Source organism: Actomonas aquatica (assembly GCF_019679435.2).
Classification (GTDB): domain Bacteria; phylum Verrucomicrobiota; class Verrucomicrobiia; order Opitutales; family Opitutaceae; genus Actomonas; species Actomonas aquatica.
The window spans coordinates 3,719,968-3,741,708 of sequence record NZ_CP139781.1; the positions used below are offsets into that span (position 1 = coordinate 3,719,968).

The window sequence follows — 21,741 nt, forward strand, 5'->3', positions numbered from 1 at the left end:
ACTTCACCATGATGCGTCTCTCTTCGCGCACCCGACTGTGCGGCGGCCTCGCCGTCGTCGCCTCCTGCCTCGCTCTCACGACCACCCTCCCCGCCCAGTCGCTGACCGGCTTCTTCAACTCCAACTTCATCCCGGCTTTCGGCCAGGTCAGCGACAACACCGTGCCCAGCTTCACGCTCGACCGCTCCGGATCGCTGCTGCCACAGGCCTTCGTCTCCGACGCGACCACCCACCTCACCGCCAACGGCGTCTTCACCATGAACGCGCTGACCCTCGACGTCGCCATGGACGCCAACTCCCCCACGCGCAGCGGCGGCGGCGACTTTAACTTCAGCTACATCGTCGCCGACACGCTCTCCTTCGATCACACCAGCAACCTCGACCTCGTGCTGCGCCTGACCTCGACCCTCGACCTCGGCACCGACGCCCCCGAGGCCGTCAACAACTGGGCCAAGGTCGCCACCACCATCCGGTTCGACACCAGCATGCTCGATGATCCGACCTACACCTGGTATTACAACACCTCCACCCAGGCCGGCGCCCTCAACAACATCAGCACCGCCGATATCGCGCTGACCCTCACGCCCGGCGCCACGCTCTCCTTCACCACCGGCATGTCCGGACAGATTCAGCTCAGCCTCAATCACGCCGGCGTCACCGACCTCGACGGTTGGATCGACGGCACCCTCGGCTGGGAAATCGTCTCGCTCTCCGACCCGACCGTGAACGTGAGCTCCCTCAGCGGAGCCAACTACCTCAGCGCGTCGCTTTCCGCCGTGCCCGAGCCCTCCACCTACGGTCTCCTCGTCGGCGCCGCCATCCTCGGCACGGTCCTCTGGCGCCGCCGCCGCACCGGCACCGCCACCGCCGCTTAAACAACGTTCGCCCGCCAGACCAGCACCTCGGTCGACTCTCCGTCATCCTCCGCGCGGAGGTGATCGAACCGAAATCCGGCCTTCGCCAACACGCGCCGTGAGACAGTGTGCCCGGGATTGATCGTCGAAATCACCTCGCGCAGCCTCAGGTCGTCGCGCGCATGGGCCATCATGCCCTGCGCCAACTCCGTGGCGTATCCCTTTCCCCAATACGCCTGCCGCAGGGTGTATTTGAGCTCGGGCTCCGGTTGGCCACCCGGATGCACCAGCCCCACGAAGCCAACCACCGCGCTGTCGTCCGCCCGCGACTCCGCCAACGACATGCCGTAGCCGTGCGTCTCGTAACGACTCAGCGTGAGCTCGATCCATCGCATCGTGTCCTCGCGCGTGATGGGTTGACCGTCGTCGACATAACGCATCGCCACCGGATCACTGTAGGCCGCATACATCGCGTCAAAGTCATCCACGGTCAGCCGCCGCACGCGCAGGCGTGGCGTAGTGAAGATGACCTGCGGCGGGGTTGAGGACATGGCCACTTCTCAACGGCAAACGACGTCGGGCGTAAAGCCCGACCCACAATAAGGCACCGTGCCACAGCTCAAATGTGGGTCGGGCTTTACGCCCGACATCCCCCACCTTACAACTCGCTCAGCGACTCGAACGCCTGTTGATCGGCCTGCGCCTGCGCGCGCCACAACTTGGCGTAAGCACCATCATCCTTCGCGATGAGCTCATCGTGCGTGCCCTTTTCGACGATGCGGCCATGCGCCAGCACCACGATCTGGTCAGCCCGGCGCACGGTGCTCAAACGGTGCGCAATTACCAGCGTCGTGCGCTCCTGCACTAGCGTGGCGAGGGCGCGCTGAATCGCATTCTCGGTGATCGTATCCACGCTCGCGGTGGCTTCATCGAGGATCACCAGCGGCGGGTTGCGCAGGATCACGCGTGCGATGGTGAGGCGCTGCTTCTCGCCCTGCGAAAGCCGCACACCGCGCTCGCCGATCTCCGTCTCGATGCCGTCCGGCAGTCGGTTGACAAACTCCCACGCCGCAGCCGCCTTGAGCGCCGTTTCAAGGTCGGCGTCACTCGCGCTCGGTCGCGCCAAGCGCAGGTTATCCGCGACCGTGCCGTTGAACAAAAACGGCTCCTGCGCCACGAGACCGATCTGCTCGCGAATCGTGTTCAGGTCCAACTCGCGCACATCCACGCCACCCAGCGAAACGCCGCCCGCCGTGACGTCGTAATAACGCAGCAACAGGTTGGCCAAGGTCGTCTTGCCGGCGCCGGTGTGACCCACCAACGCCGTGACTTTGCCCGCCGGCAACGTGAGCGAAAAATCCTTTAGAATCGGCGGCCGCTCCGGGTAACCGTAACTCACGTTTTCGTAGCGCACCTCGGGCACCCCCGCCGGGAAGGGCTTCGGGTTCGGCGGCGATTCGATTTCCACCGGGTGGTCCAGAATCTCAAACACGCGGTCACTCGAAGCCCGCGCCGACGCCAGCATTTGGTTGAGCTGATTCAGCCGGCTCACCGGCTCGTAAACCAGCGTGCAGTAAGCGAAAAAGGAGATGAAATCGCCCAGCGAAAAGTCACCGCCGGTGGCGTTGCTCTGTATCAGCAGCAGGCCGCCCACACCCATCACCGCAACCGCGCCGAGACTGCTCAGAAAATTGGTCCCCGGCCCGTGCAGCGACCAGCGAAACATGGCCTTGAGCGTGGTGTCGCGCAGGGTGTGCGAGGCATCGCGAAACCGCCCGCGTTCACGATCGGCCAGCGAGAAGGAGCTGATGAGCCGATGACCGGAGATGTTTTCCATCAACAGACCATTGAGCGCGCCCGCCGCCTCGCGGGTGTCCTTCCACAACACGCGGCCCACCTTGAAGTGGCGCCGGCCCATCCACACCACAAAAGGCAAAGGGGCCAGCACCAGCGCGGCCAGCAGCGGCTGTTGCACGAAGAGGATGCCACTGATGCCCACCAGCGTGAGCAGCGCCACGATGCCCTGCTCGGTGCCGTCGAGCAGCGCGCGCTCCACGTTCTGCACATCCTCGATCACGCGGGAGGCGATCTCGCCGGTCTGGCGCTTGTCGTAGTAGCCCACCGGCAGCTCGAGCAGGCGCGAGTGCAGGTCACCGCGCAGGTCGACCAGCACCTTCTGCTCCAGCGTATTGTTCACCCGGATACGCAGGGAGTTGAAGGCATCGCGCAGGAAATAACAGCCCGTCAGCGCGCCCACGCCCCAGAGCAGGAGGTCGCGTCGCCCCGCCGCGATCACCTCGTCGACGATCCATTTGATGACCTGCGGGATCGACACCAGGAACAGAGTGCTGCCCACCGCCAGTGCGATGGTGAGCGCAAACAACGCGCGATAACGCAACAGATAGGCCGCCACCCGGCGGAAAGGATTTACCGTCTTCGCTTTCAAGGTCGCCACCGTGGTCCGCCCACCCGCCCAGCGCAATCTCCGGGGCGGATTCGCTGCTGACATAGGGTTGTCACGCCGCCGTGCGAGAGTGCCGCCACGCCCAACGACGGGCGCATGCACAACCCAAAATCAACCTCCCCTTATGAGTCAGATCAACGCCCTCAATTGGTTCGAAATCTACGTCAGCGACTTCGACCGCGCCCGCACCTTCTACACCGCCATCCTCGGTCAGGAGCTTGAGCTCTCCGCCATGGAAGGCTCCCAAATGGCGATCCTGCCCTGCGACCTCGAAAAGGGTGTCGGCGGCGCCCTCACCAAGATGGACGGCTGCGCGCCCGGCCCCGGCGGCACCCTCGTTTACCTCAACGTCGAAGGCCAACTCGACGCCGTGCTCGAGCGCATCCCAGCCGCCGGCGGACACGTCATCCGCCCCAAGTTCCCCATCCCGCCGCATGGCTTTATTGCCATCTTCAGCGACCCCGAGGGCAACGTCGTCGGCCTGCACAGCATGAGCTGAGACCCACCCGACCGGTTCACAACCCCGCCGAGGCGGCGCTCGTTTTTGCGTTACGAGCGCCGCTTTTGCGTGCAGTGCTTCCGGTTCCATGAGCGACGACGCCACCAGCACCACACCCGCCTGCCCCGTTTGCACGATGGACGATGTCCTGCCGCACGATGAGCACTGGGAGTGCGTCACGTGCGGCCACGAATGGCCCCGCGAGGTCGCCGCCGCCGCCAAAGTCTGGCGCGACGCCCACGGCACCGAGCTGCAGGACGGCGACGACGTCATCCTCATTAAAGACCTCAAACTCCGCGGCTCCAGCCAGGTCCTGAAAGGTGGCTCCAAGGGCAAAAACATCCGCCTCGTCGACGCCGACCACGACATCGATTGCAAAGTCGACGGCGTCGCCATGGCCCTGAAGTCCTGCTTCGTCAAAAAGGCCTGAGCGCCCGCAGCCCGACCGCGTCCGGAGGCCACGGTCCACCTCAAGCCCCCTCCCGCTTCCTCCAAAAGGTGGACGCGGGCCTCCGGACCGCGTCACGTTGCCTCTCGGCCCCCAGCCCCCAGCTCCCAGCCATCCGCGCCCGTCCTACCGCCTGACCGCGTCCGGAGGCCACGGTCCACCTCCCATCCGCCTGCCACCACCATATTGGCGCTTGCCCCAACCGCGTTCGGCGTTGGCCTTCCCCGGTCCGCACCATGAACCCGGACACCTTCATCTACGGCATCGATTTCGGCACCAGCAACTCGGCCGTCACCATCTGGAACGCCACCCGCCGCCAACTCGTGCGTGACCCGCGCATCGCGCAGGTCGAGGCCTCGTTCCTCTACTTCCCCTACGCCCTGCGCAAGATCACCCCCTTCCTCGGCAACGAGGCCCGCCGCCGCTACGTCGACGACGGTATGCGCGGCCGCCTCTTCCAGGCCATCAAGACGATCCTGCCCTACGCCTCCTTCACCCACACGGTCGTCAACAACGAGGCCTACACCCTCGAGGAACTCATCGCGATCTTCCTCACCCACTTCAAACAACGCGCCGACGCCGTCACCGGTCAGGATGGCAAACACGTCATCCTCGGCCGCCCCGCCGTCTTCGCCGAGGACCCGACCGCCGATCAACTCGCCGAAGACCGCCTCCGCGCCGCCGCCCACCTCGCCGGCTTCACCGAGATCCGCTTCCAATACGAACCCATCGCCGCCGCCTTCGCCTACGAGTCGCGCATCGACCACCCCGAACGCGTGTTGGTGGCCGACTTCGGTGGCGGCACGTCCGACTTCACCGTCGTGCAACTCGACCCGCGCCGCCAGGGCCTCACCGACCGCGCCAGCGACATCCTCGCCACCGGCGGCCTACCCGTTGCCGGCAACAAATACGACGCCGCCACCATGTGGCACAAAATCACCCCACTGCTCGGCCGCGGCGCCACCTACAAGAGCTGGGGCAAGGAGATAGAGGTGCCTGATTCGCTCTACCGCACCATCTGCCAATGGGACCAAATCGTGTTTCTCAACAACCCCAAGAAACTCGACTTCCTCTGGCGCATGACCGGCCTCTCCAGCGACCCGGCCGCCTTTGACCGCTTCCGCGCCCTCATCAAAGAAAACCAAGGTTTCGCTCTCTTTCAGGTCCTCGAAGCCGCCAAGATCGCCCTCACCACCGGCGTCACCACGCCCATCGATTTTGACCACCCGCGCATCCCGCTGCACCTGCGCATGACGCGCTCGCAGTTCAACCGCCAGTCGGCCGACCTCACCGAACAGATCACCGGCTACCTCGACCGCTTCCTCACCGACGCCGCGCTCGGCCCAGCCGACATCGAGACCGTCTTCCTCACCGGCGGCACCTCGCTCATCTTCAAACTCCGCCAGGAACTCATCGAACGTTTCGGCCTGGAGAAGATTCGCGACGGACACGAGTTCACCAGCGTCGCCGACGGCCTCGCCCTCAGCGCCCCCCTCTTCTTCCCCGAGCTGCACAGCTGAGACCAGACGGGACCGCTTCCTTCCAAAGGTGGACGTGGACCCGCCCGAGGCGGGCAAGCCTCCGGGCCGCGTCGCGTTGCCCCTCGGCCACCTTCCGCGCCCGTCCCTCCGCCTGACCGCGTCCGGAGGCCACGGTCCACCCCAAGCCCTCCACCCTCCACCCGCCTACCGCCTACCGCCACTGTTCCACCCTATCACCTGCGCAACTGTATCGCTGCGCGCGTGTCGTCCGTGTTGAGGACCGGCACAATAGGTCCGTTCATTTCAGCACATGAACACCGTCGGCCTCTTCCTCACCTCGGTCCTCATCTGGGGTTCCACCTGGCTGGTGATCACCTTCCAACTCGGCACCGTTCCGGCCGAGGTGTCCGTCGCCTACCGCTTCGGTCTGGCGGCTGCGTTGCTTTTCGCTTGGTGCGCCTTCCGCCGCCTGCCGCTGCGCTACCCCGCCCGCGTCCACAGCACCTTTGCCCTGCAGGGCCTGCTGCTCTTCGGCCTCAACTACGTGCTGGTTTACTTCGCCGAAGAACAGATCAGCTCCGGCCTCGTCGCGCTCATCTTCTCGCTGCTGGTCTTCTGCAACATCGCGGCCGCCCGCCTCTTCTTCGGCACCCGCATCCGCCCCGCGACCGTGGCGGGAGCCTTGCTGGGCTTCGCCGGGGTCGTGCTGGTGCTGTTGCCGGAGATTCGCACCAGCCACGCCAGCGGCAGTGTGATGCTCGGTGCCATGCTCGCCGGCCTGTCCACGATCTCCGCCTCTCTCGGCAACATCATGGCCGCCCACCATCAGCGCCGCAACTTGCCCATCCTGCAGGCCAACGCCTTCAGCATGCTCTACGGCGCGGTCCTGGTGGCGCTCTACGCCGCGGCGCGCGGCCAGGCCTTCACCTTCGATCCCTCCTTCGCCTACATCAGCTCGCTGCTCTACCTGGCGTTTTTTGGCTCCGTCGTCGCCTTCGGGGCCTACCTCACCCTGGTCCGCCACATCGGGGCCGACCGCGCCGGCTACACCGCCGCCGCCATCCCCATCGTCGCCATCGTGCTCTCCACCCTCTTCGAAGGCCTGCAATGGCACCTCGCCACCTTCGCCGGTGTCGCCCTCAGCATCGCCGGCACCGTCCTCGTCCTCCGCACCAAATCCACCCCACCCCCAACCCCCGCCCCAACAAAGTTGTCACCCATTAGGTGACAATTTTACAATTAAACCCAGCCCATAGATTTCACTTTTGGTTTATAGGTAGCTTTTTACACGTTTCCCTACAAATTTCCGCCTCGAAAAACGTGTCACCTATTAGGTGACACGTTTGCCGGGCCGTCGGGGCGAATGGGGGCTGGTGCGGGCCGGGCGGATGGCTAGGGTGAGGCTTTGTTTTCGGCTGGGCGCGGTCTGGTTCCGCTCGGCCTTGTTTTTGCTCCGCTTTGACTTCCGTTCGCCATGTCCTCCTCCGCCTCACCGCTTCGCATTCTGTTTGTCTGCATGGGCAATATCTGTCGCTCGCCGGCCGGTGAGGGCGTGCTGATCCGCGTGGTCGCCGAAGCCGGACTAGCCGACCGCATTTCCATCGATTCCGCCGGCACCATCGGCATGCACGCGGGAGAACGCGCCGATGCGCGCATGCGCCGCGCCGCCGCCCAACGCGGCTACGATCTGACCAGCCGCGCCCGGCAGTTCACCGCCGACGATTTTGCCGACTTCGACCTCATCCTGACCATGGACGAGGACAACCGCCGCAACGTGTTGGCGCTCGCCGCCACCGCGGCCGACCGCGCCAAGGTGCGGGCTTTTTGTAGCTTCTGCTCCGAGCACGACGAGACCGAGGTGCCCGACCCCTACTACGGCGGCCCGCAGGGCTTCGAGCACGTGCTCGATCTGCTAGAGGATGGCTGTGCCGGCGTGCTCGCGTGGGCCCGCCAGCAGCTGGATATCTGAGCCGCCCCCGCCCGGCGCGCAGGGTTTTCCGTCCTATATGGCTCATATTTAGCGAGTTCCGTCGCGGATCTTGGCGCAAAAGGCACTCGAAGGTTGCCCCCCACAGGGATGGGTGAATCTTTGTCATCCTCGCATCGCGCGAATCGTTCCGCCTTCCAGCCTTCCAACTTTCCTCGAAACCACCTTTCGCCTGCGGCCCTGAGCTTCGGCTCGCCGGCCCGTGACCCTGTCTGCGGCGGCATCCTTGCCCGCCTCGTTTGTTGAGGGTCCCAGGCACTCGAGGACAACCGGAACGTCGCGCCGACCTCGTCGGCGCATCTTTGGCGGCACGTGGTATCCATGCATCCACTGACCTAAAAACCCATGAAGCTTATCCGCCTTCTTCCCGTTCTCTCCGGCCTCTGCGGCGCGGCGCTCTGCCTACCCGCCGCGGCGCAGGACGCTGCAACCACGGCCGAGGTCGAGGCTCTCAAAGCCGAAGTCGCTCGCCTCCAGGCCGAGCTGAGCCAAGCCCAAGCCGCGCTCGCCGCCCACGAAACGGCCGCCGGCTCCGCCAGTGTCGCCGCAACCATGGCGCCCGACCCCGAGCCGGATCCGGCCCCCGCGACGAAACCGCTCTTCCCGGCCCTCGAAGGTCTGCGCATCGGTGGCGCCGTGCGCGTGAATTACTACGGCGGCGACTACACCGACAACAGCCCCGCCACCGCCGCCGACGCGGCCGGCAACGGCGCGGTCGCGCTCGACACCTTTCGTGTGAATGTCGACTACGCCCGCGGCCCGTGGAGTGCCAAAGCCGAATACCGCATGTTCCGCGGCTACTACGGCAACGACAGCTACCACTTCCTACACACCGGCTGGATCGGCTACGAATTCGAGAACGCCGACACCCTGCAAGTCGGCGTCAACCGCGTGCCCTTCGGCCCCGGCCCCTACGGCATCTCCCAGAGTTGGTTCTTTGACCAACATTACTACGTCGGCCTCGCCGACGATATGGACCTCGGCGTGAAATACAGCGGCACGCGCGGCGACTGGGACTTCGACGTCGCCTACTACGTGTCCGACGAGGGCTCCTGGTCCGGCTCCACCCGCGACAGTGCCCGCTACTCCTACGACGTCGTCAACGAATCCGGCTCGGGCTACGGCGAGCGCAACCAGTTCAACGCCCGCGCCATCCGCCACTTCACCGCCGGCGAGTGGAGCTTCGACGTCGGTGCCTCCGCCCAATGGGGCCAGCTGCACAGCTACGGCCCGCAGGATGACGGCGATCACTACGCCTTCTCCTTCCACCCCACCGCCCGCTGGCAGAACTGGACGTTCGCCGCCCAGCTCACCACCTACCGCCTCAACGTCGACGCCGCCCAACCGCTCGGCACCGACACGTTGGTGCAGTTTGGCGCCTACGACTTCCCGACAACCCTCGCCGCCGACGCCTGGCTCGGCTCGGCCTCGCTGAGCTACACCCTGCAGACCCCGACCATCGCCTGGCTCGACTACCTCGTGCCCTACCTCGAATACAGCTCGATCAACAAGCGCGAGGCCGGCTTCAACGACAGCGAGCTGCTCACCTACGGCGTCGCCTGGGCGCACGGCGGCTGGTATATCTACACCGAGGTGGCGCGCTCCAACGGCAACGACTTCGTGGGCAATCTCGGCGGCTTCAACAGCCGCTTCGGCGCCAACCCCAACGCCCGCTGGCTCACCCGCTACAACCTCAACTTCGGCTACTACTACTAAGTGGCCGTCCCGGCGTTCGCGCCGTTTCTCCCCGCGCCCGCCGCCCCACGACCCGTCGCCCCACGACCCGTCGTATCCATATTTAAACTACTTCTATGAAAGCATCACCCAATCCCGAAAAACCCAAGCGCACGCTGGCGGAAAAACTACGCCACGCCGAAAAGGTCGCCCGCGCCAAGGCCATCGCCGAGCGCGAGCAGTTCCGCGGTCTGCAGATCCGCCCGACCGCCACCCTGCTCGACGGCAAACCCGCCCGCGAACCCGGCGCCGGCAACTGGAGCCGCTTCGGTTTCGACATCCATCCGGAGGTGACCGTCACCTCGGTCTTCCTGCTGGCGGTGTTCATCACCCTCTCGCTCATGTTCCACGACAAGGCCGCCGAGCTCGCCGGCGGCTTCCTCGCCTGGATCTCGTCGACCTTCGGCTGGTTCTTCATCCTCGCCGCCAACGTCTTCATCGGCGCCTGCGCGTTCTTCGCCTTCGGTCGCTTCGGTCGCATCCGCATCGGCGGCAAGGACGCCCGCCCCGAGTTCACCACCCAAGCCTGGTATGCCATGCTGCTCAGCGCCGGCATGGGCATCGGCCTGATGTTCTGGAGCGTCGGCGAACCGATGTTCCACTTCGACTCCCCGTCGCCAATGTTTGGCGGCATCGAAAGCCAATCCCCCGAGGCCGCGCAGGCCGCCATGGGCACGACCTTCTTCCACTGGGGCCTGCACCCGTGGGCCATCTACGCCATCGTCGCGCTGGGCCTCGCGTTCTTTTCCTACAACCGCGGCCTGCCGCTCACCATCCGCTCGATCTTCTACCCGTTGCTCGGCGATCGCATCTACGGGTTCTGGGGCAACGTGATCGATATCCTCTCGGTGCTCGCCACGCTCATGGGTCTGGCCACCTCGCTCGGGCTCGGCGTCGCACAGGTCAACGCCGGCCTCAACGCGCTCTTCGGCCTCACCATCAGTCCCGGGATTCAGATCGCGCTCATTGCCGGCATCACCGCCCTCGCCACCTTGTCGGTCATCACCGGTTTGGACAAGGGCGTGAAGTTTCTCAGTGAGCTCAACATGGGATTGGCCGCGCTGCTCATGCTCTTCGTGCTCATCGTGGGACCGACGATCTTCATCCTCAGCGGCTTCACCCAAAGCCTCGGTTTCTACATCGAGAATTTCGCGGAGATGAGCCTCTGGACGGAAACCTTCCGCGGGACCAACTGGCAGGGCAGCTGGACGGTCTTCTACTGGGCCTGGTGGATTTCGTGGTCGCCGTTTGTGGGCATGTTCATTGCCCGCATTTCCAAGGGCCGCACCGTGCGTGAGTTCATCCTCGGGGTCATGATCGTGCCCAGCCTGTTGTCCTTCGTGTGGATGTCGGTCTTCGGCGGCTCGGCGCTCTCGCTGCAGCTCTCCGGTGCGGCCGATATTCTGAGCTCGGTCAACGAGAACGTCGCCACGGCGCTCTTCGCCATGCTCGACCATTTCCCGATCAGCGCGGTGCTCAGCTTCATCGCCATCATCCTGGTGACAGTGTTCTTCGTCACCTCATCCGACTCCGGTTCGCTGGTCGTCGATCACCTCACCTCCGGCGGCAAGCTCGACTCCCCCATCCCGCAGCGCGTGTTCTGGGCGGTGATGGAAGGCGTGGTCGCCGCCGTGCTGCTCATGGGTGGTGGTCTTACCATCCTGCAGACGGCTGCCGTGACGACGGGCCTGCCCTTCGCGTTCGTGCTCCTGCTCATCGTGGTGTCGCTCTACATCGGGCTCTCGCATGAGTCCTACGTCGAGGACGCCGTGAAGGCCAAACTCCAGGACGTGCGCCACCACCACCGCATCGATGAAGTGGTGCAGACCGCCACCGAGGAATGGAAGCAGACGCTGCCCGACATGCTCGAATCAACCTCGTCGTCGGACTCCGATTCCCCCGAGCAACCGCCGCCACCTCCCGCCAAGAAGTAAGGGCGTATCCAGTTTCCCACCACACCACGGGCGAACCTCTCCGGTTCGCCCGTTTTTGTTAAGGTGTGCCCGCACGCAACGCCGCGTGCAGGGGGCAGCGCGTAACGTCGATGGCGGCGCCTTCGCGGTAGCGAGCGAGCAACTGTTTCGAACGCTGGGCCAACTCGCGGCGCACCGCCCGGCGTTCGCCTTTGATGCGGGCGATGGACATCGAGTCGTAGCCGGTCGTCTGGTGGCGCAACCAGGCGATGGTCGCCGCCTCCGCACGCTGCGCGACCGGGATGCGCTGGGTGCGCGCCACCGTGCCGCTGCCTACCGGCGTGGCGTGCTGGGTGATACGATCGGCCAGCTCGGCCGCCATCAGTTGGTAACGCGGGTGAAAATCCAGGTAGGCCAATATCGCGCCGCGGAAGTCTTCGACGTAAGCCGCTTCGGCCACCGCCCGCCGGGCGCGACCGGCCTCGAGTTTGCGCGTGTAAGCCGGGTCGGCCTGCTCCGCCGCCCGCTCGGCACGCAACGCCGCGATGCGTTCGGCCGGCGCCCAGATGCCGTGCGAGAACCGTTTGCGGCCCTTCTTTTCGATCACGGTCCACGACGGACCGTCGGCCTTGATGCGCCGACTCAGCGCGGCGTCGCCGGGCGGCAGGAGCGCCCAACCGTCCGGCACTTCGCGCACGTTGCCAGATGCATCGAGCACCTTGCGTGGTGCCGCCAGCGGACGCACCTCGAGCGACTCAAACGGGGATGACTCAGCCATGCGGGGAGAGAGGGAGGGGGCTTACGGCTGAGCCGGCAGCGTTGCGCCGGCGGCTTGGGCGAGTTCCACCAACCAGCGCGTGCCCACGGCCAACGCGTCGGGATCGAGGGCAAACTCCGCCGAGTGCACGCCGCCCGCCGGGCCATCCGGTCCGGTCACACCGAGGCCGAAATAGAGGCAGGGAAAGGCGCCGGTGTAATAGGAAAAGTCCTCCGCAAACATGCCGCGATGGGTCGACACCTGCAGCACGCCCGGCCAAGCGGCGTTAACCGCGGGCAGGATCTGGCGCTCGAGCGACACGTCGTTGCGGGTGGGCGGAGACCCCTTGCGCAGTTTGAAGTCGTAGGTCGCACCGTAAGCGGCGGTGAGGCCGTCGAGGATGGCGGTGAGTTGGGCGCGCACGCTCGGGCCACCCTCGGGTGCCGCTTCGTCGACATCCATGAAAGCGCGGATGGTGCCCGCGACGGTGGCCTCGTTGGGCACGACGTTGAGGGCTTTGGCGCTGCCGGTTTCGATCTGGGTCACACTCACGACCGCGGGGCGGTTGAGCACGTCGAGGCGGCGGGCGGAAAAACTGGCGAGCGCCTCCGTGACCTTGGCGGCCACGAGCGGCAGGTCGGCCCCCTCAAACGGCACGGCGGCGTGGGAGCCTTTGCCGCGCAGCGTGATGGTGAAGTAGTTGCTGCCGGCCAGCGTCGAGCCGCTGGTGAAGGAGACGGTGCCGACGGGCAGGTTGGGCGCCACGTGTTGGGCAAACACCGCCTGCACGCCTAGGCGTTTGAGGATGCCGTCGGCCACGATGTCGTCGGCGCCACCGCGGATCTCCTCGGCGGGTTGGAAGAGGAAAATGATCTGCCCGGTGAAGGCCTCGGGGTGGCGGGTGATGACCTGCGCGGCGCCCAGCACCATGGCGGCGTGGGCGTCGTGGCCGCAGTTGTGCATCACGCCATCGATCTGCGAACGCGGATCGTTGTTCGCCGTCTCCTGGGTGGGTCGCGCATCCATCTCCGCGCGCAGCACGATGGTCGGCCCGGGACGGCCACTGTCCCAGACCGCGATGACGGCGGTGGGAAGTTTGGCCACGGTCTCGAAGCGGGTGAGGCCGAGCGCGGTGAGTTCCTGCATCAGCCGGTCGTGCGTGGCGTGTTCCTGCAGACCCAGCTCCGGATGCTCATGAATCGCGCGATAGGTGCGCTGCACCAGCGGCATGGCGTCGGCCACGGCATCCTCCGCGACGAAATCGGCGGCGCGCAGTGAACCGGCGATGACCGCGGTCGCGGCCAGCAGGGTCAGCCCTCGTTTTCCTCCGTTCCAAAAACCCGAACGCAAAAATCGCATAGCGGCATGAAAGGACGCCCCTCACCCGCCCGACGCAACTCCAACCCGCGAATCCGAGAGGCAGGATTTTTTTAACCACAGATGAACACAGATAGACACAGATTCCCGAGAGGCAGGGATAGGGGGAGACCGCGAAGCAGGGCGCGAAGGAACGCGAAGGAGAATCCGAAGTGTAGCCGCGGCCGTGTCGGCCGCGTTTCGTTTGTTCGGCCCATCTGTGTCTATCTGTGTTCATCTGTGGTTAAAGAAACCGGTTTTACGCGCTTTCCTCTAAAACCCGCTGTTGCGCAGAAGATTATCGCCGCGCGTGACGCCGACGCTTTTTGTGCCGAACCACCCATGCTCCAACGCCTTGCCCCATTGGTTGCCTGGATCGATGTGATCTATGCCGAACACTCCGCTTTTGCGCGGCTGCGGGCGCGGCTGTTGTTCGCGTGCAACGTGGTGATGCTCTGTTTCGTGCCCCTCAACATCGGCAAGGTGCTGTGGCTCGACCTGCCCAACCTGCCGGGACGAATCCTCTTTAACTCGGGCCTCGCGCTGGGCGCCGTCGCTTCGCTTGTGGCTCTGCGCCGCGGCAATCTGCTGCTGGCCGGCGAGGTGGTCTCGATCATCGCGGTGACCGTGATCCACGTGTTCACCTTTTTCGCGCCGATGACCATCAACCTCGTGGGCATCACCTTTCAGGTCTTCGTGCTCGATGTGGTGTTCCTGCTGCTGACGCTGATTTTCGCCTCCAAACGCGCCGCCTACGCGGTCTTCGGCATCATCATCGGCAGCCACCTCAGCCTGCACATCCTGATCATCCGCCCCGAGCTCAACCCCGTCCTGCTCGCAGCCGAATCCGTCATCCTGCGCGACGGCCTCCTCGCCCTCGTTTTCATCTTTCTGCTCGGCCTCACCGTCAGTCGCCTGATCGAAGCCGCCAACCGGCGCAGCGAGGAAGCCCTCGCCGAGACCCGCGCCCTCAACGCCAAACTCGAGGAACTCGTCGCCGAGCGCACTCAGGCCCTCGAACTCGCCACCCAGCGCGCCCACGACGCCTCCCGCGCCAAGAGCGAGTTTTTGGCCAACATGAGCCACGAGATCCGCACGCCCCTCAACGGCGTCATCGCCACCGCGGAACTCCTGCAACGCGACGCCGCCCTCTCGCCCGAAGCCGCCGAACGCGTGCGCCTCGTCTCCCACTCCGGCGACCTGCTGCTGCGCCTGCTCGGCGACATCCTCGATCTCTCCAAAATCGAAGCCGGCCAACTCACGCTCGAAGTCCATCCCTTCAGCCTGCGCGAACTCGTTTCCGACAACCTCGCCCTCTTCGCCTCCCGCGCCGCCGAAAACAACGTGCGCTTCGAAATCGAACTCGCCGACGACCTGCCGGCCCACGTCGAAGCCGACAGCCATCGCCTGCGCCAGGTCCTCAGCAACCTCGCCTCCAACGCGCTCAAGTTCACCCCGCCCGGCGGCTGTATCCGCGTAATGGTGACGAAGGTGGCCACCGCCAACGACGGCGCCGACCCTGCCGCGGCCCCGTCGCCCGTCTCCATCTGCTTCGCCGTGCAGGACAGTGGCATCGGCATGGACGAGGCCACCCTCGCCAAGGTCTTCGAGCGCTTTGCCCAGGCTGACTCCTCCACCACCCGCCGCTACGGCGGCAGCGGACTCGGCCTCGCCATCTGCATTCGCCTCGTCGAACTCATGGGCGGTCATCTCGACGCCGAGAGTAAACCCGGCAACGGCTCCACCTTCCGCTTCACGCTCCCGCTGCGCCCCACCGACGCGCCGGTCGACAGTGAACGTTCCGCCAAGCAGAAACTCGAACCGCTCGGCCTGCAGGTGCTGTTGGTGGAGGACAACCGCGTCAATCGCACCATCCTCGCCGCGCAGCTCCGCGAACTCGGCTGCACCTGCACGCTGGCCACCGACGGCGAACAGGCGCTGGAGGTATTGGATCACGCCTCGCCCTTGCCCGATCTCGTCTTGATGGACTGCCACATGCCGGTGCTCGACGGCTGGGAAGCCACCCGCCGCCTGCGCGCCTGGGCCACCTCGCCCACCGCCACCGAGCGCAACCGCGCCGCGGCCGCGCTGCCGGTCCTCGCACTCACTGCGGCGGCGCTCCCCGAAGAACGTGCCCGCTGTCACGCCGCCGGCATGAACGGCTTCATCGCCAAACCCGCCAAACTCGCCCACCTCCACCAAAGCCTCCGCGAACACCGCCCGCGAGGCCGGGCGGATTCCTGACCTCCGCGGTAGGGCAGGCGGGCAAGCGCTGGGCCCGCCGCAGCGTGCAGGGGAGCACAGATGGCGAGAGGCAGGCGTTAGCGCGAGCAAGCTCGCGGCCTACAGTGCGATTTCGAACGCGGAATGTAGGCTGCGAGCTCGCTCGCGCTGCGTTGCCCCTCCGCCACCGGCCGACAGCACCTCTCTGGTGCCCAACCATCGGCGAACCAAACGCACGGACTGCGGTCGGCAGGAGGAACGACCTATTAACCCAAACCCATTCCTTGTGATGAACTCCCCCTCCGCTACCTCGACCGCTCGTTCCACGCCTCTCAAATCGAAGCCGAAAGCCAAACGCCGCCGCCCGCTCGGCGGACGCCAAACCTCCCGCTTCGCCCCGTCCCCTTTCATCGGCCCGCCCAACCCCCAGCCCATCGTCCACGTCCCCCTGCCGGCCTCCTCGTGAGCCGAAAGGCTCACCCACCGGCAGCACCGCGGTCCCACGCCGAAAACTCCTTCGCGTCTCTTCTCGACCTTCGCAGTTATATCCCCCCTGCCTCTCAGGAATCTGTGTCTATCGGTGTGCATCTGTGGTTAAAAACCACCCTGCCTCTCCGCCGCCGTCCTGGCCTCGGCACGTCATCTTGACCGTTGCCCGCCGACCCGAGGCGCACACGATGCGGGCCCATGGCGTCGTCCCAATTGGTGCTGCAGTCCGTCGAGTTTGCCCATCCGGGCATGACGGAACCCCTGTTTTCCGAGCTGACCGTGCAGTTCCCGCACGGCTGGACCGGCATCGTGGGCCCCAACGGCGCGGGCAAAACCACCCTGCTTAAAGTCGCCACCGGCCTCGAGGGTTTCGCCACCCAAGCCGGCTCCGTGCAACGCAGCGGCCTCGCGCTCTACGTCGCCCAACGCACCGACGATCCGCCCGAGATGCTGGAGGACTTCGTCTGGGCGCCCGACGCCACCGCCCTCAAATCCCGCCTGCGCGTGGGGGAAGACTGGCCTGAACGTTGGTCGAGTCTGAGTCACGGCGAACGCAAACGCGCCCAGATCGCCGTCGCCCTGTGGCGTGAGCCCGCCGTGCTCGCCCTCGACGAACCAACCAACCACATCGACACCGATGCCCGCCAACTGCTCGAGCGCGTGCTGGCTGATTTCACCGGCATCGGCCTGCTGGTGAGTCACGATCGCCGCCTGCTCGATTCGCTCTGCAGTCAGTGCCTGTTGCTCGATCCACCCGCCGCCGAGTTGCGCCCGGGTGGCGTCAGCGAAGCCCTCGCCGAACAGACGAAGGAGGAAACCGCCGCCCGCTCCGCCAACGATGCCCTGCGCCAGACCGAGCGTCGCCTGAAGGCCGAAGCCCAGCGCCGCCGCGTCGTGGCCGACCAAAAGGCTGCCGCCATGCGCGGCTCGAATCAGAAGCACAAGATCAACCCCATGCACGACCACGACGGTCGCGCCCGCCGCGGCCTCGCCCGCGTGACCGGCAAGGACGCCTACGCCGGCCGCATGGTGTCGCAGATGAATCAACGCGCTGGCAAGGTCGCCACCGAGCGCGCCCAACTCACGGTCAAGAAGCGCTACGAAACCGGCATCTGGGTGGACGGCGCGTCCTTCATGCCGCGCGACTTTTTGCTGCGCCTGCCGGCCGGCACCTTGCCCATGGGTTTTGGCGAGGACGTCCGCCATCTGCACTTCCCCGAGCTGGCGATCGGTGGCACCAGCCGCATCGCGCTCACCGGCCCCAACGGTTTTGGCAAAAGCACCCTCGTGCGCCACGTGCTGCAGCAGGTGCAGGTGCCACCGGAAAAACTCGTGACCGTGCCGCAGGAGGTGTCCGCCGAAGCGTCGCAGGCCTTGCTGGCAGAGGTGAAACGCCTGCCCAACGACGAACGTGGCCGTGTCATGACTACCATCAGTCGCCTCGGCTCCCGGCCGGGTCGCCTCCTGGAGAGCGCGCTGCCGAGTCCGGGCGAAGTGCGCAAGCTGCTGCTCGCCCTCGGCATCGTGCGCGGTCCGCATCTTATCGTGATGGACGAACCCACCAATCACATGGACCTGCCCAGCATCCTGTGTCTGGAAGAGGCCCTCGCCGAGTGCCCCTGCGCGCTCCTGTTGGTGAGCCACGACGAGGCCTTCCTCGAAGGCATCACCACGACGCATTGGCATATCGACGCAGCGGGCGGTAGTGACGGTTCAGATACGGTGTTGACGGTGGCGCAGGCCTGACGCGTGAGGGGGGTGGTGGCGGTGGCCGCGAGGCAGGCGTTAGCGCGAGCAAGCTCGCGGCCTACAGTGCGGTTCCGAACGCGGAATGTAGGCTGCGAGCTTGCTCGCGCTGCGTTGCCCCTCCGTCTACGTCCGCGAGGCAGGAGGGAATGTCGGGCGTAAAGCCCGACCCACATATTTGTGGCTCTACTTGTGGGTCGGGCTTTACGCCCGACTCTCCGGCTCGGTGACCTCTGTGTCCGCCTCTGGGCTCTCTGTGACTCAACTCACCTGCCCTGCGTTGCCCTTCTGCTCACCGCTCACTCCACGCCGGAGGCGCGGCCGAAGATGGGCATGCCGTGCGCGTCCCAGCGCAGGGGTTTCACGTAGGTGTGGCGGTTGGGGTCCCACAGCGGGTCGCCTTCGATTTCGGTGTAGTTACGGCAGTGATACACCAGCAGGTCGGCCACTCCGTCCTCCGCCACCGTGAAGCTGTTGTGGCCCGGGCCAAACATCTTGTGCTCGGGGTCACTGCGGAACACCGGCTCCGGTGACTTCGTCCACGCGGCCGGGTCGAGCAGGTCGGCATTCTCGTCGGCGTGCAGCAGGCCCATGCAGTAGTTCTCGTCGGTCGCGCTGGCCGAGTAGGTCAAAAACACGCGGCCGTGACGGATGATGACCGAGGGCCCTTCGTTGACGAGGAAGCCCACTTTCTCCCACGGGAACTCGGGCTTCGTCAGCATGACAGGCGTTCCGGAGATCGTGCCGCCGTCGGTCATGGGCGCGATGTAGAGGTTGGAGTTGCCGGGGATGCCCGGGCCTTTCTGCGCCCACACGTAATAGGTCACGCCGCGGTGGGTGAAGGTGGTGGCGTCGAGGCAGAAGGTGTCGATGCCGCTGTCGACCTGCGCGGCCTCACTCCACGTGCCGGTGAGCGGATCGGCGTCGCGGCAGGCGATGCTATACATGCGGTGCTGGAAGAGGTCGTCTTTGATTTCGCGCGACGGCGCGGCGGCGAAATACACCCGCCACTCGCCAAACACGTGATGCAGCTCCGGCGCCCAGATGAGGTCGCTCATCGGACCGGTGGCGGGCTTGTGCCAGACGTCCACCGTGGGCGCGGTGGCGAGGCCGGCGATGGTGTCGGCGCGGCGCAGTTCGATGCGGTCGTAGGCCGGCACCGAGGCGGTGAAATAATACTGTCCGTCGGTGTGACGACGGATGTTGGGATCGGCGCGCTGCAGGATGAGCGGCGAAAGCGGCGTGGCGGACATGGCGAGAGCGAAAAGGCGAGGCGGCGGAGCGAACGAGCGAGCGCTCAGTCTTCGCGGGCACCGTTGGACGGCGCGTGCAGACCGAGCTCGGCGGGCGAATCGATGAGGGTGCGGTAATAGCTGTCGGTGATGCGGTAGCCAAACATCAGCGCGCCCATGATGAAGTGGAAGGCGCCCGGGATGATGGTGAGCATGAGCGCGATGCCTTTGAGGGTCTCGGCACTTTGGTCGACGTTGGCGACGTAGCCGTATCCATCGAGCAACCACGCCACGATCGCACCGGCCAGGGCCATGCCCGATTTTTGGCAGAAGGAGATGCCGCCCCAGGCCAGCCCGGAGACGCGCAGCTGGGTTTTGCGCTCACCGTAGTCGATGGCTTCGGCGATGGCCGACCAGAAGACCGGCGCGTGCAGATCGACCACAAAGCAGATGAGGAAATAGAAGACAAAGGCCGAGGTGGTGTCGCCCGGTTTGACGACCAGGAACATGCCGATGCTGAGCAACGCAACCGCCACCTGCGTCCAGCGGAACATGACGATCTTGCAGAAACGTTTGGTGATCCAGGTGGACGCCACCATGGCGAGGATGGCCGCAGCGACACCCGTGCCGAGGAAGCGCGAAATCATGATCTCGTCGCCGCCGATGTAATATTTGGCGTAGAAGGCCGCGACGGATCCGCGGATGACGTAGCCAATGGTGCCGATCACACAGACGCCGCAGAGGATGACCCATTGGTCGTTGCGAAAGAGGTGCCCGAGTTGGTGGAAGAACGGAGTCTTCTCAACCTTGTGATGAATGCGCTCGGTCGTGGTGAAGAAGCAGAAGAGGAACAGGATCGCGCCCATCGCGCCCATCAGGCCCATGGCGGCCGAGTAACCAAACGCGAGGTCACCCGCGCCCCATTGCTTGGCTAGGATGGGCACGACAATGGAAACGAGGAAGGCCGCGATCTTGGCGAAGAAGAGCCGGTAGCCGTTGGCCGAAAGACGTTCCTGCGGGGAGTCGGTCAGCACCCCGATGAGCGAGATGTAGGGGATGGTCACCGCGGTGAACATGAGCGTCACCAGGATGTAGGTGGAGTAGGCCCAGAGCAGCTTCGCGTTGTAGTCCCAGTTGGGGGTGAGGAAGGTCAGGTAAACCGAGATGCCGAACGGGATGGCGAGGAAGAGGAAGTAGTGCCGGTAGCGTCCCCAGCGAGTGGTGACGCGGTCGGTGATCAGGCCCATGAGCGGATCGGTCACCGCATCGATGAGGCGCACCGACAGGAAGAGCGTGGCCATGTGGCTCGGTTTCAGTCCGAAGATGTCGGTGTAGAAATACGTGATGATCAGAAACATCGACGAGATGACCACATTGACGGCCATGTCGCCGGAACCGAATCCGACCTTCTCCAGCACAGAAAGACGCGCGTTTTTCATGGGGTGATGATGGCTCGAGCCTCGGCCGGATTGAGCAGGCGGCTGCGGAAGGTGTCGAGGACGGTGGGATCAACCACGGGCCAGCCCTCGTCGTCCCACGTGATGGGGGCAATCTTGAGGGTTTGGCGGCCGTTGTTGGCGGCCTCGTAGGCGTGGAAAACCATGTAGTCTTCGCCGTCCCAGGTGTAGACCGCGTTGTGGCCTACGCCGGGGAAAGCGGCCGTGCCGTCCATGATGAGCGAACCGCCGCCGGCGGCGAGGTCGACGCCCTCGCGATCGAGGTAAGGGCCACGCACATCGGTGGCGCGGCCGACCATCATCTTGTAGGTGCTGTTGCTGCCGCGGCAGCAGAAGTCCCAGGAGAGAAAGAGGTAATAATAGCCGTCGTGGTGGAAAAGGAACGGCGCCTCCAGCGCGGCGTGGCCCGGCTCGGCGTCGGGCGTGAAGGGCGCGCGTTCGCGTTTGGCGATCGTGTGCCATTCCTGCGGCTCAGCCAGCGACACGAGGTCGGGGTTGAGTTGCACGAGTTTGAGGCCACCCCAGAAGGAGCCGAAGCTCAGCCAAGGCGTGCCGTCGTCGTCCCAGACGACGGCGGAATCGATGGCGTTCCACAGGTCGCGGTTGGGGACCGACTGCACCACGATGCCTTGGTCGCGCCACTCGTAGTCGGGCGAGTCGGGATCGAGCGTGGTGTTGACCGTGACGCCGATGGCCGAGGTGTTGGCGGCAAAGGCGGAGACCGAGTAGTAGAGGTAAAACCGGCCGTCGTGCTCGACGATGTCGGGCGCCCAGAGATGGCCGTTGAAGCGCGGCGCGGCGTCGGCGGCCCAGGCCGGTTCACCCGGAAACACGCGGCCCTCGCAGGTCCAGTTGATGCGATCCGGCGAGGAGTAAAACGTGATGCCCGGCCCCGTGCTGTAGAGGTAGTAGGTGCCGCCGTCGCGGGCGATGACCGGGTCATGAATGAAGAGCTGGGGAAGGGTCGCCTCGGTCGGGGTCGAGTCCGCCTCGGCGCGCGCCGCGCCGAACGCTGCGAGCAGAGAGGCCAGCAGCGGAAGACCGCGCCGCAAAAACCTGCCGTGTGTCATGGAAAGGAAAGGGAATGGACGGACGCACACA

18 protein-coding genes are annotated in these 21,741 nt (G+C 65.5%); 11 read left to right on the forward strand and 7 right to left on the reverse strand.

Features of this window, described 5'->3' with window-relative positions; translation table 11 throughout:
* Window positions 1-8 precede the first annotated feature (8 nt).
* Window positions 9-875: a PEP-CTERM sorting domain-containing protein gene (locus K1X11_RS14480; RefSeq protein ID WP_221031529.1), complete on the forward strand. Its 867-nt coding sequence runs from the start codon at window positions 9-11 to the stop codon at window positions 873-875.
* Here the strand turns inward: K1X11_RS14480 and K1X11_RS14485 are convergent.
* Entirely contained in the window at window positions 872-1,405 is a 534-nt protein-coding gene (locus tag K1X11_RS14485; RefSeq protein WP_221031530.1) for a GNAT family N-acetyltransferase, read from the reverse strand. The two genes, K1X11_RS14480 and K1X11_RS14485, sit on opposite strands and share 4 nt — an antisense overlap.
* Before the next feature lie 107 nt (window positions 1,406-1,512).
* Complete coding sequence (locus K1X11_RS14490) at window positions 1,513-3,309, reverse strand: ABC transporter ATP-binding protein (RefSeq protein WP_425503759.1); 1,797 nt, start codon at window positions 3,307-3,309, stop codon at window positions 1,513-1,515.
* A gap of 133 nt (window positions 3,310-3,442) precedes the next feature.
* Here K1X11_RS14490 and K1X11_RS14495 point away from each other — a divergent pair, with 133 nt between their 5' ends.
* The 7 genes from K1X11_RS14495 to K1X11_RS14525 all read left to right on the forward strand — a co-directional run bounded on the left by K1X11_RS14495 (window position 3,443) and on the right by K1X11_RS14525 (window position 11,401).
* The gene (locus tag K1X11_RS14495) at window positions 3,443-3,817 is read left to right on the forward strand and encodes a VOC family protein (RefSeq protein WP_221031532.1); all 375 of its coding nucleotides are present in this window, start codon (window positions 3,443-3,445) and stop codon (window positions 3,815-3,817) included.
* Between the two features lie 88 nt (window positions 3,818-3,905).
* Window positions 3,906-4,247: a zinc ribbon domain-containing protein YjdM gene (locus K1X11_RS14500; RefSeq protein WP_221031533.1), complete on the forward strand. Its 342-nt coding sequence runs from the start codon at window positions 3,906-3,908 to the stop codon at window positions 4,245-4,247.
* 254 nt (window positions 4,248-4,501) lie between these two features.
* On the forward strand, window positions 4,502-5,785 hold the full coding sequence (locus K1X11_RS14505; RefSeq protein WP_221031534.1) for an Hsp70 family protein: 1,284 nt from the start codon (window positions 4,502-4,504) through the stop codon (window positions 5,783-5,785).
* A gap of 271 nt (window positions 5,786-6,056) precedes the next feature.
* A complete protein-coding gene (locus tag K1X11_RS14510; protein ID WP_221031535.1) occupies window positions 6,057-6,974 on the forward strand; it encodes a DMT family transporter in 918 nt (305 codons plus the stop codon).
* A gap of 246 nt (window positions 6,975-7,220) precedes the next feature.
* The gene (locus K1X11_RS14515) at window positions 7,221-7,715 is read left to right on the forward strand and encodes a low molecular weight protein-tyrosine-phosphatase (protein WP_221031536.1); all 495 of its coding nucleotides are present in this window, start codon (window positions 7,221-7,223) and stop codon (window positions 7,713-7,715) included.
* A gap of 363 nt (window positions 7,716-8,078) precedes the next feature.
* Entirely contained in the window at window positions 8,079-9,449 is a 1,371-nt protein-coding gene (locus tag K1X11_RS14520) for a hypothetical protein (protein ID WP_221031537.1), read from the forward strand.
* A 95-nt stretch (window positions 9,450-9,544) separates the two neighbouring features.
* Window positions 9,545-11,401 carry a BCCT family transporter gene (locus K1X11_RS14525; protein WP_221031538.1) on the forward strand — a complete coding sequence of 619 codons (1,857 nt, stop codon included), beginning with the start codon at window positions 9,545-9,547 and terminating at the stop codon, window positions 11,399-11,401.
* Between the two features lie 58 nt (window positions 11,402-11,459).
* Here K1X11_RS14525 and K1X11_RS14530 read toward each other — a convergent pair whose 3' ends face one another.
* Window positions 11,460-12,158: a DUF2293 domain-containing protein gene (locus tag K1X11_RS14530; protein ID WP_221031539.1), complete on the reverse strand. Its 699-nt coding sequence runs from the start codon at window positions 12,156-12,158 to the stop codon at window positions 11,460-11,462.
* 21 nt (window positions 12,159-12,179) lie between these two features.
* Window positions 12,180-13,496, reverse strand: coding sequence for a M20 metallopeptidase family protein (locus tag K1X11_RS14535; RefSeq protein WP_221031540.1), 1,317 nt, complete (start codon window positions 13,494-13,496; stop codon window positions 12,180-12,182).
* A gap of 339 nt (window positions 13,497-13,835) precedes the next feature.
* Here K1X11_RS14535 and K1X11_RS14540 point away from each other — a divergent pair, with 339 nt between their 5' ends.
* From K1X11_RS14540 to K1X11_RS14550, 3 genes are all read left to right on the forward strand, one after another.
* Window positions 13,836-15,737 carry an ATP-binding protein gene (locus tag K1X11_RS14540; protein WP_221031541.1) on the forward strand — a complete coding sequence of 634 codons (1,902 nt, stop codon included), beginning with the start codon at window positions 13,836-13,838 and terminating at the stop codon, window positions 15,735-15,737.
* 268 nt (window positions 15,738-16,005) lie between these two features.
* On the forward strand, window positions 16,006-16,182 hold the full coding sequence (locus tag K1X11_RS14545) for a hypothetical protein (protein ID WP_221031542.1): 177 nt from the start codon (window positions 16,006-16,008) through the stop codon (window positions 16,180-16,182).
* 221 nt (window positions 16,183-16,403) lie between these two features.
* Window positions 16,404-17,951, forward strand: coding sequence for an ATP-binding cassette domain-containing protein (locus K1X11_RS14550; RefSeq protein WP_221031543.1), 1,548 nt, complete (start codon window positions 16,404-16,406; stop codon window positions 17,949-17,951).
* 299 nt (window positions 17,952-18,250) lie between these two features.
* Here the strand turns inward: K1X11_RS14550 and K1X11_RS14555 are convergent, their stop codons facing one another.
* Genes K1X11_RS14555 through K1X11_RS14565 form a run of 3 tightly spaced genes read right to left on the reverse strand, consistent with a single transcriptional unit; the run spans window position 18,251 to window position 21,710 of the window.
* Window positions 18,251-19,204, reverse strand: a complete 954-nt coding sequence (locus K1X11_RS14555; protein WP_221031544.1) for a glycoside hydrolase family 43 protein — start codon at window positions 19,202-19,204, stop codon at window positions 18,251-18,253.
* 44 nt (window positions 19,205-19,248) lie between these two features.
* A complete protein-coding gene (locus tag K1X11_RS14560; RefSeq protein WP_221031545.1) occupies window positions 19,249-20,622 on the reverse strand; it encodes an MFS transporter in 1,374 nt (457 codons plus the stop codon).
* Window positions 20,619-21,710, reverse strand: a complete 1,092-nt coding sequence (locus K1X11_RS14565; RefSeq protein WP_221031546.1) for an arabinan endo-1,5-alpha-L-arabinosidase — start codon at window positions 21,708-21,710, stop codon at window positions 20,619-20,621. Before K1X11_RS14565 ends, K1X11_RS14560 begins: the two co-directional genes overlap by 4 nt.
* Window positions 21,711-21,741 lie beyond the last annotated feature (31 nt).

What these genes read in the sequence shown, in the direction of transcription:
- K1X11_RS14500 (WP_221031533.1), top strand. Translation starts at nt 3,906, where the DNA reads ATGAGCGACGACGCCACCAGCACCACACCCGCCTGCCCCGTTTGCACG.
- K1X11_RS14560 (WP_221031545.1), bottom strand. Translation starts at nt 20,622, where the DNA reads ATGAAAAACGCGCGTCTTTCTGTGCTGGAGAAGGTCGGATTCGGTTCC.
- K1X11_RS14530 (WP_221031539.1), bottom strand. Translation starts at nt 12,158, where the DNA reads ATGGCTGAGTCATCCCCGTTTGAGTCGCTCGAGGTGCGTCCGCTGGCG.
- K1X11_RS14485 (WP_221031530.1), bottom strand. Translation starts at nt 1,405, where the DNA reads ATGTCCTCAACCCCGCCGCAGGTCATCTTCACTACGCCACGCCTGCGC.
- K1X11_RS14565 (WP_221031546.1), bottom strand. Translation starts at nt 21,710, where the DNA reads ATGACACACGGCAGGTTTTTGCGGCGCGGTCTTCCGCTGCTGGCCTCT.
- K1X11_RS14480 (WP_221031529.1), top strand. Translation starts at nt 9, where the DNA reads ATGATGCGTCTCTCTTCGCGCACCCGACTGTGCGGCGGCCTCGCCGTC.
- K1X11_RS14550 (WP_221031543.1), top strand. Translation starts at nt 16,404, where the DNA reads ATGGCGTCGTCCCAATTGGTGCTGCAGTCCGTCGAGTTTGCCCATCCG.
- K1X11_RS14520 (WP_221031537.1), top strand. Translation starts at nt 8,079, where the DNA reads ATGAAGCTTATCCGCCTTCTTCCCGTTCTCTCCGGCCTCTGCGGCGCG.
- K1X11_RS14545 (WP_221031542.1), top strand. Translation starts at nt 16,006, where the DNA reads ATGAACTCCCCCTCCGCTACCTCGACCGCTCGTTCCACGCCTCTCAAA.
- K1X11_RS14495 (WP_221031532.1), top strand. Translation starts at nt 3,443, where the DNA reads ATGAGTCAGATCAACGCCCTCAATTGGTTCGAAATCTACGTCAGCGAC.
- K1X11_RS14535 (WP_221031540.1), bottom strand. Translation starts at nt 13,496, where the DNA reads ATGCGATTTTTGCGTTCGGGTTTTTGGAACGGAGGAAAACGAGGGCTG.
- K1X11_RS14515 (WP_221031536.1), top strand. Translation starts at nt 7,221, where the DNA reads ATGTCCTCCTCCGCCTCACCGCTTCGCATTCTGTTTGTCTGCATGGGC.
- K1X11_RS14525 (WP_221031538.1), top strand. Translation starts at nt 9,545, where the DNA reads ATGAAAGCATCACCCAATCCCGAAAAACCCAAGCGCACGCTGGCGGAA.
- K1X11_RS14540 (WP_221031541.1), top strand. Translation starts at nt 13,836, where the DNA reads ATGCTCCAACGCCTTGCCCCATTGGTTGCCTGGATCGATGTGATCTAT.
- K1X11_RS14505 (WP_221031534.1), top strand. Translation starts at nt 4,502, where the DNA reads ATGAACCCGGACACCTTCATCTACGGCATCGATTTCGGCACCAGCAAC.
- K1X11_RS14555 (WP_221031544.1), bottom strand. Translation starts at nt 19,204, where the DNA reads ATGTCCGCCACGCCGCTTTCGCCGCTCATCCTGCAGCGCGCCGATCCC.
- K1X11_RS14510 (WP_221031535.1), top strand. Translation starts at nt 6,057, where the DNA reads ATGAACACCGTCGGCCTCTTCCTCACCTCGGTCCTCATCTGGGGTTCC.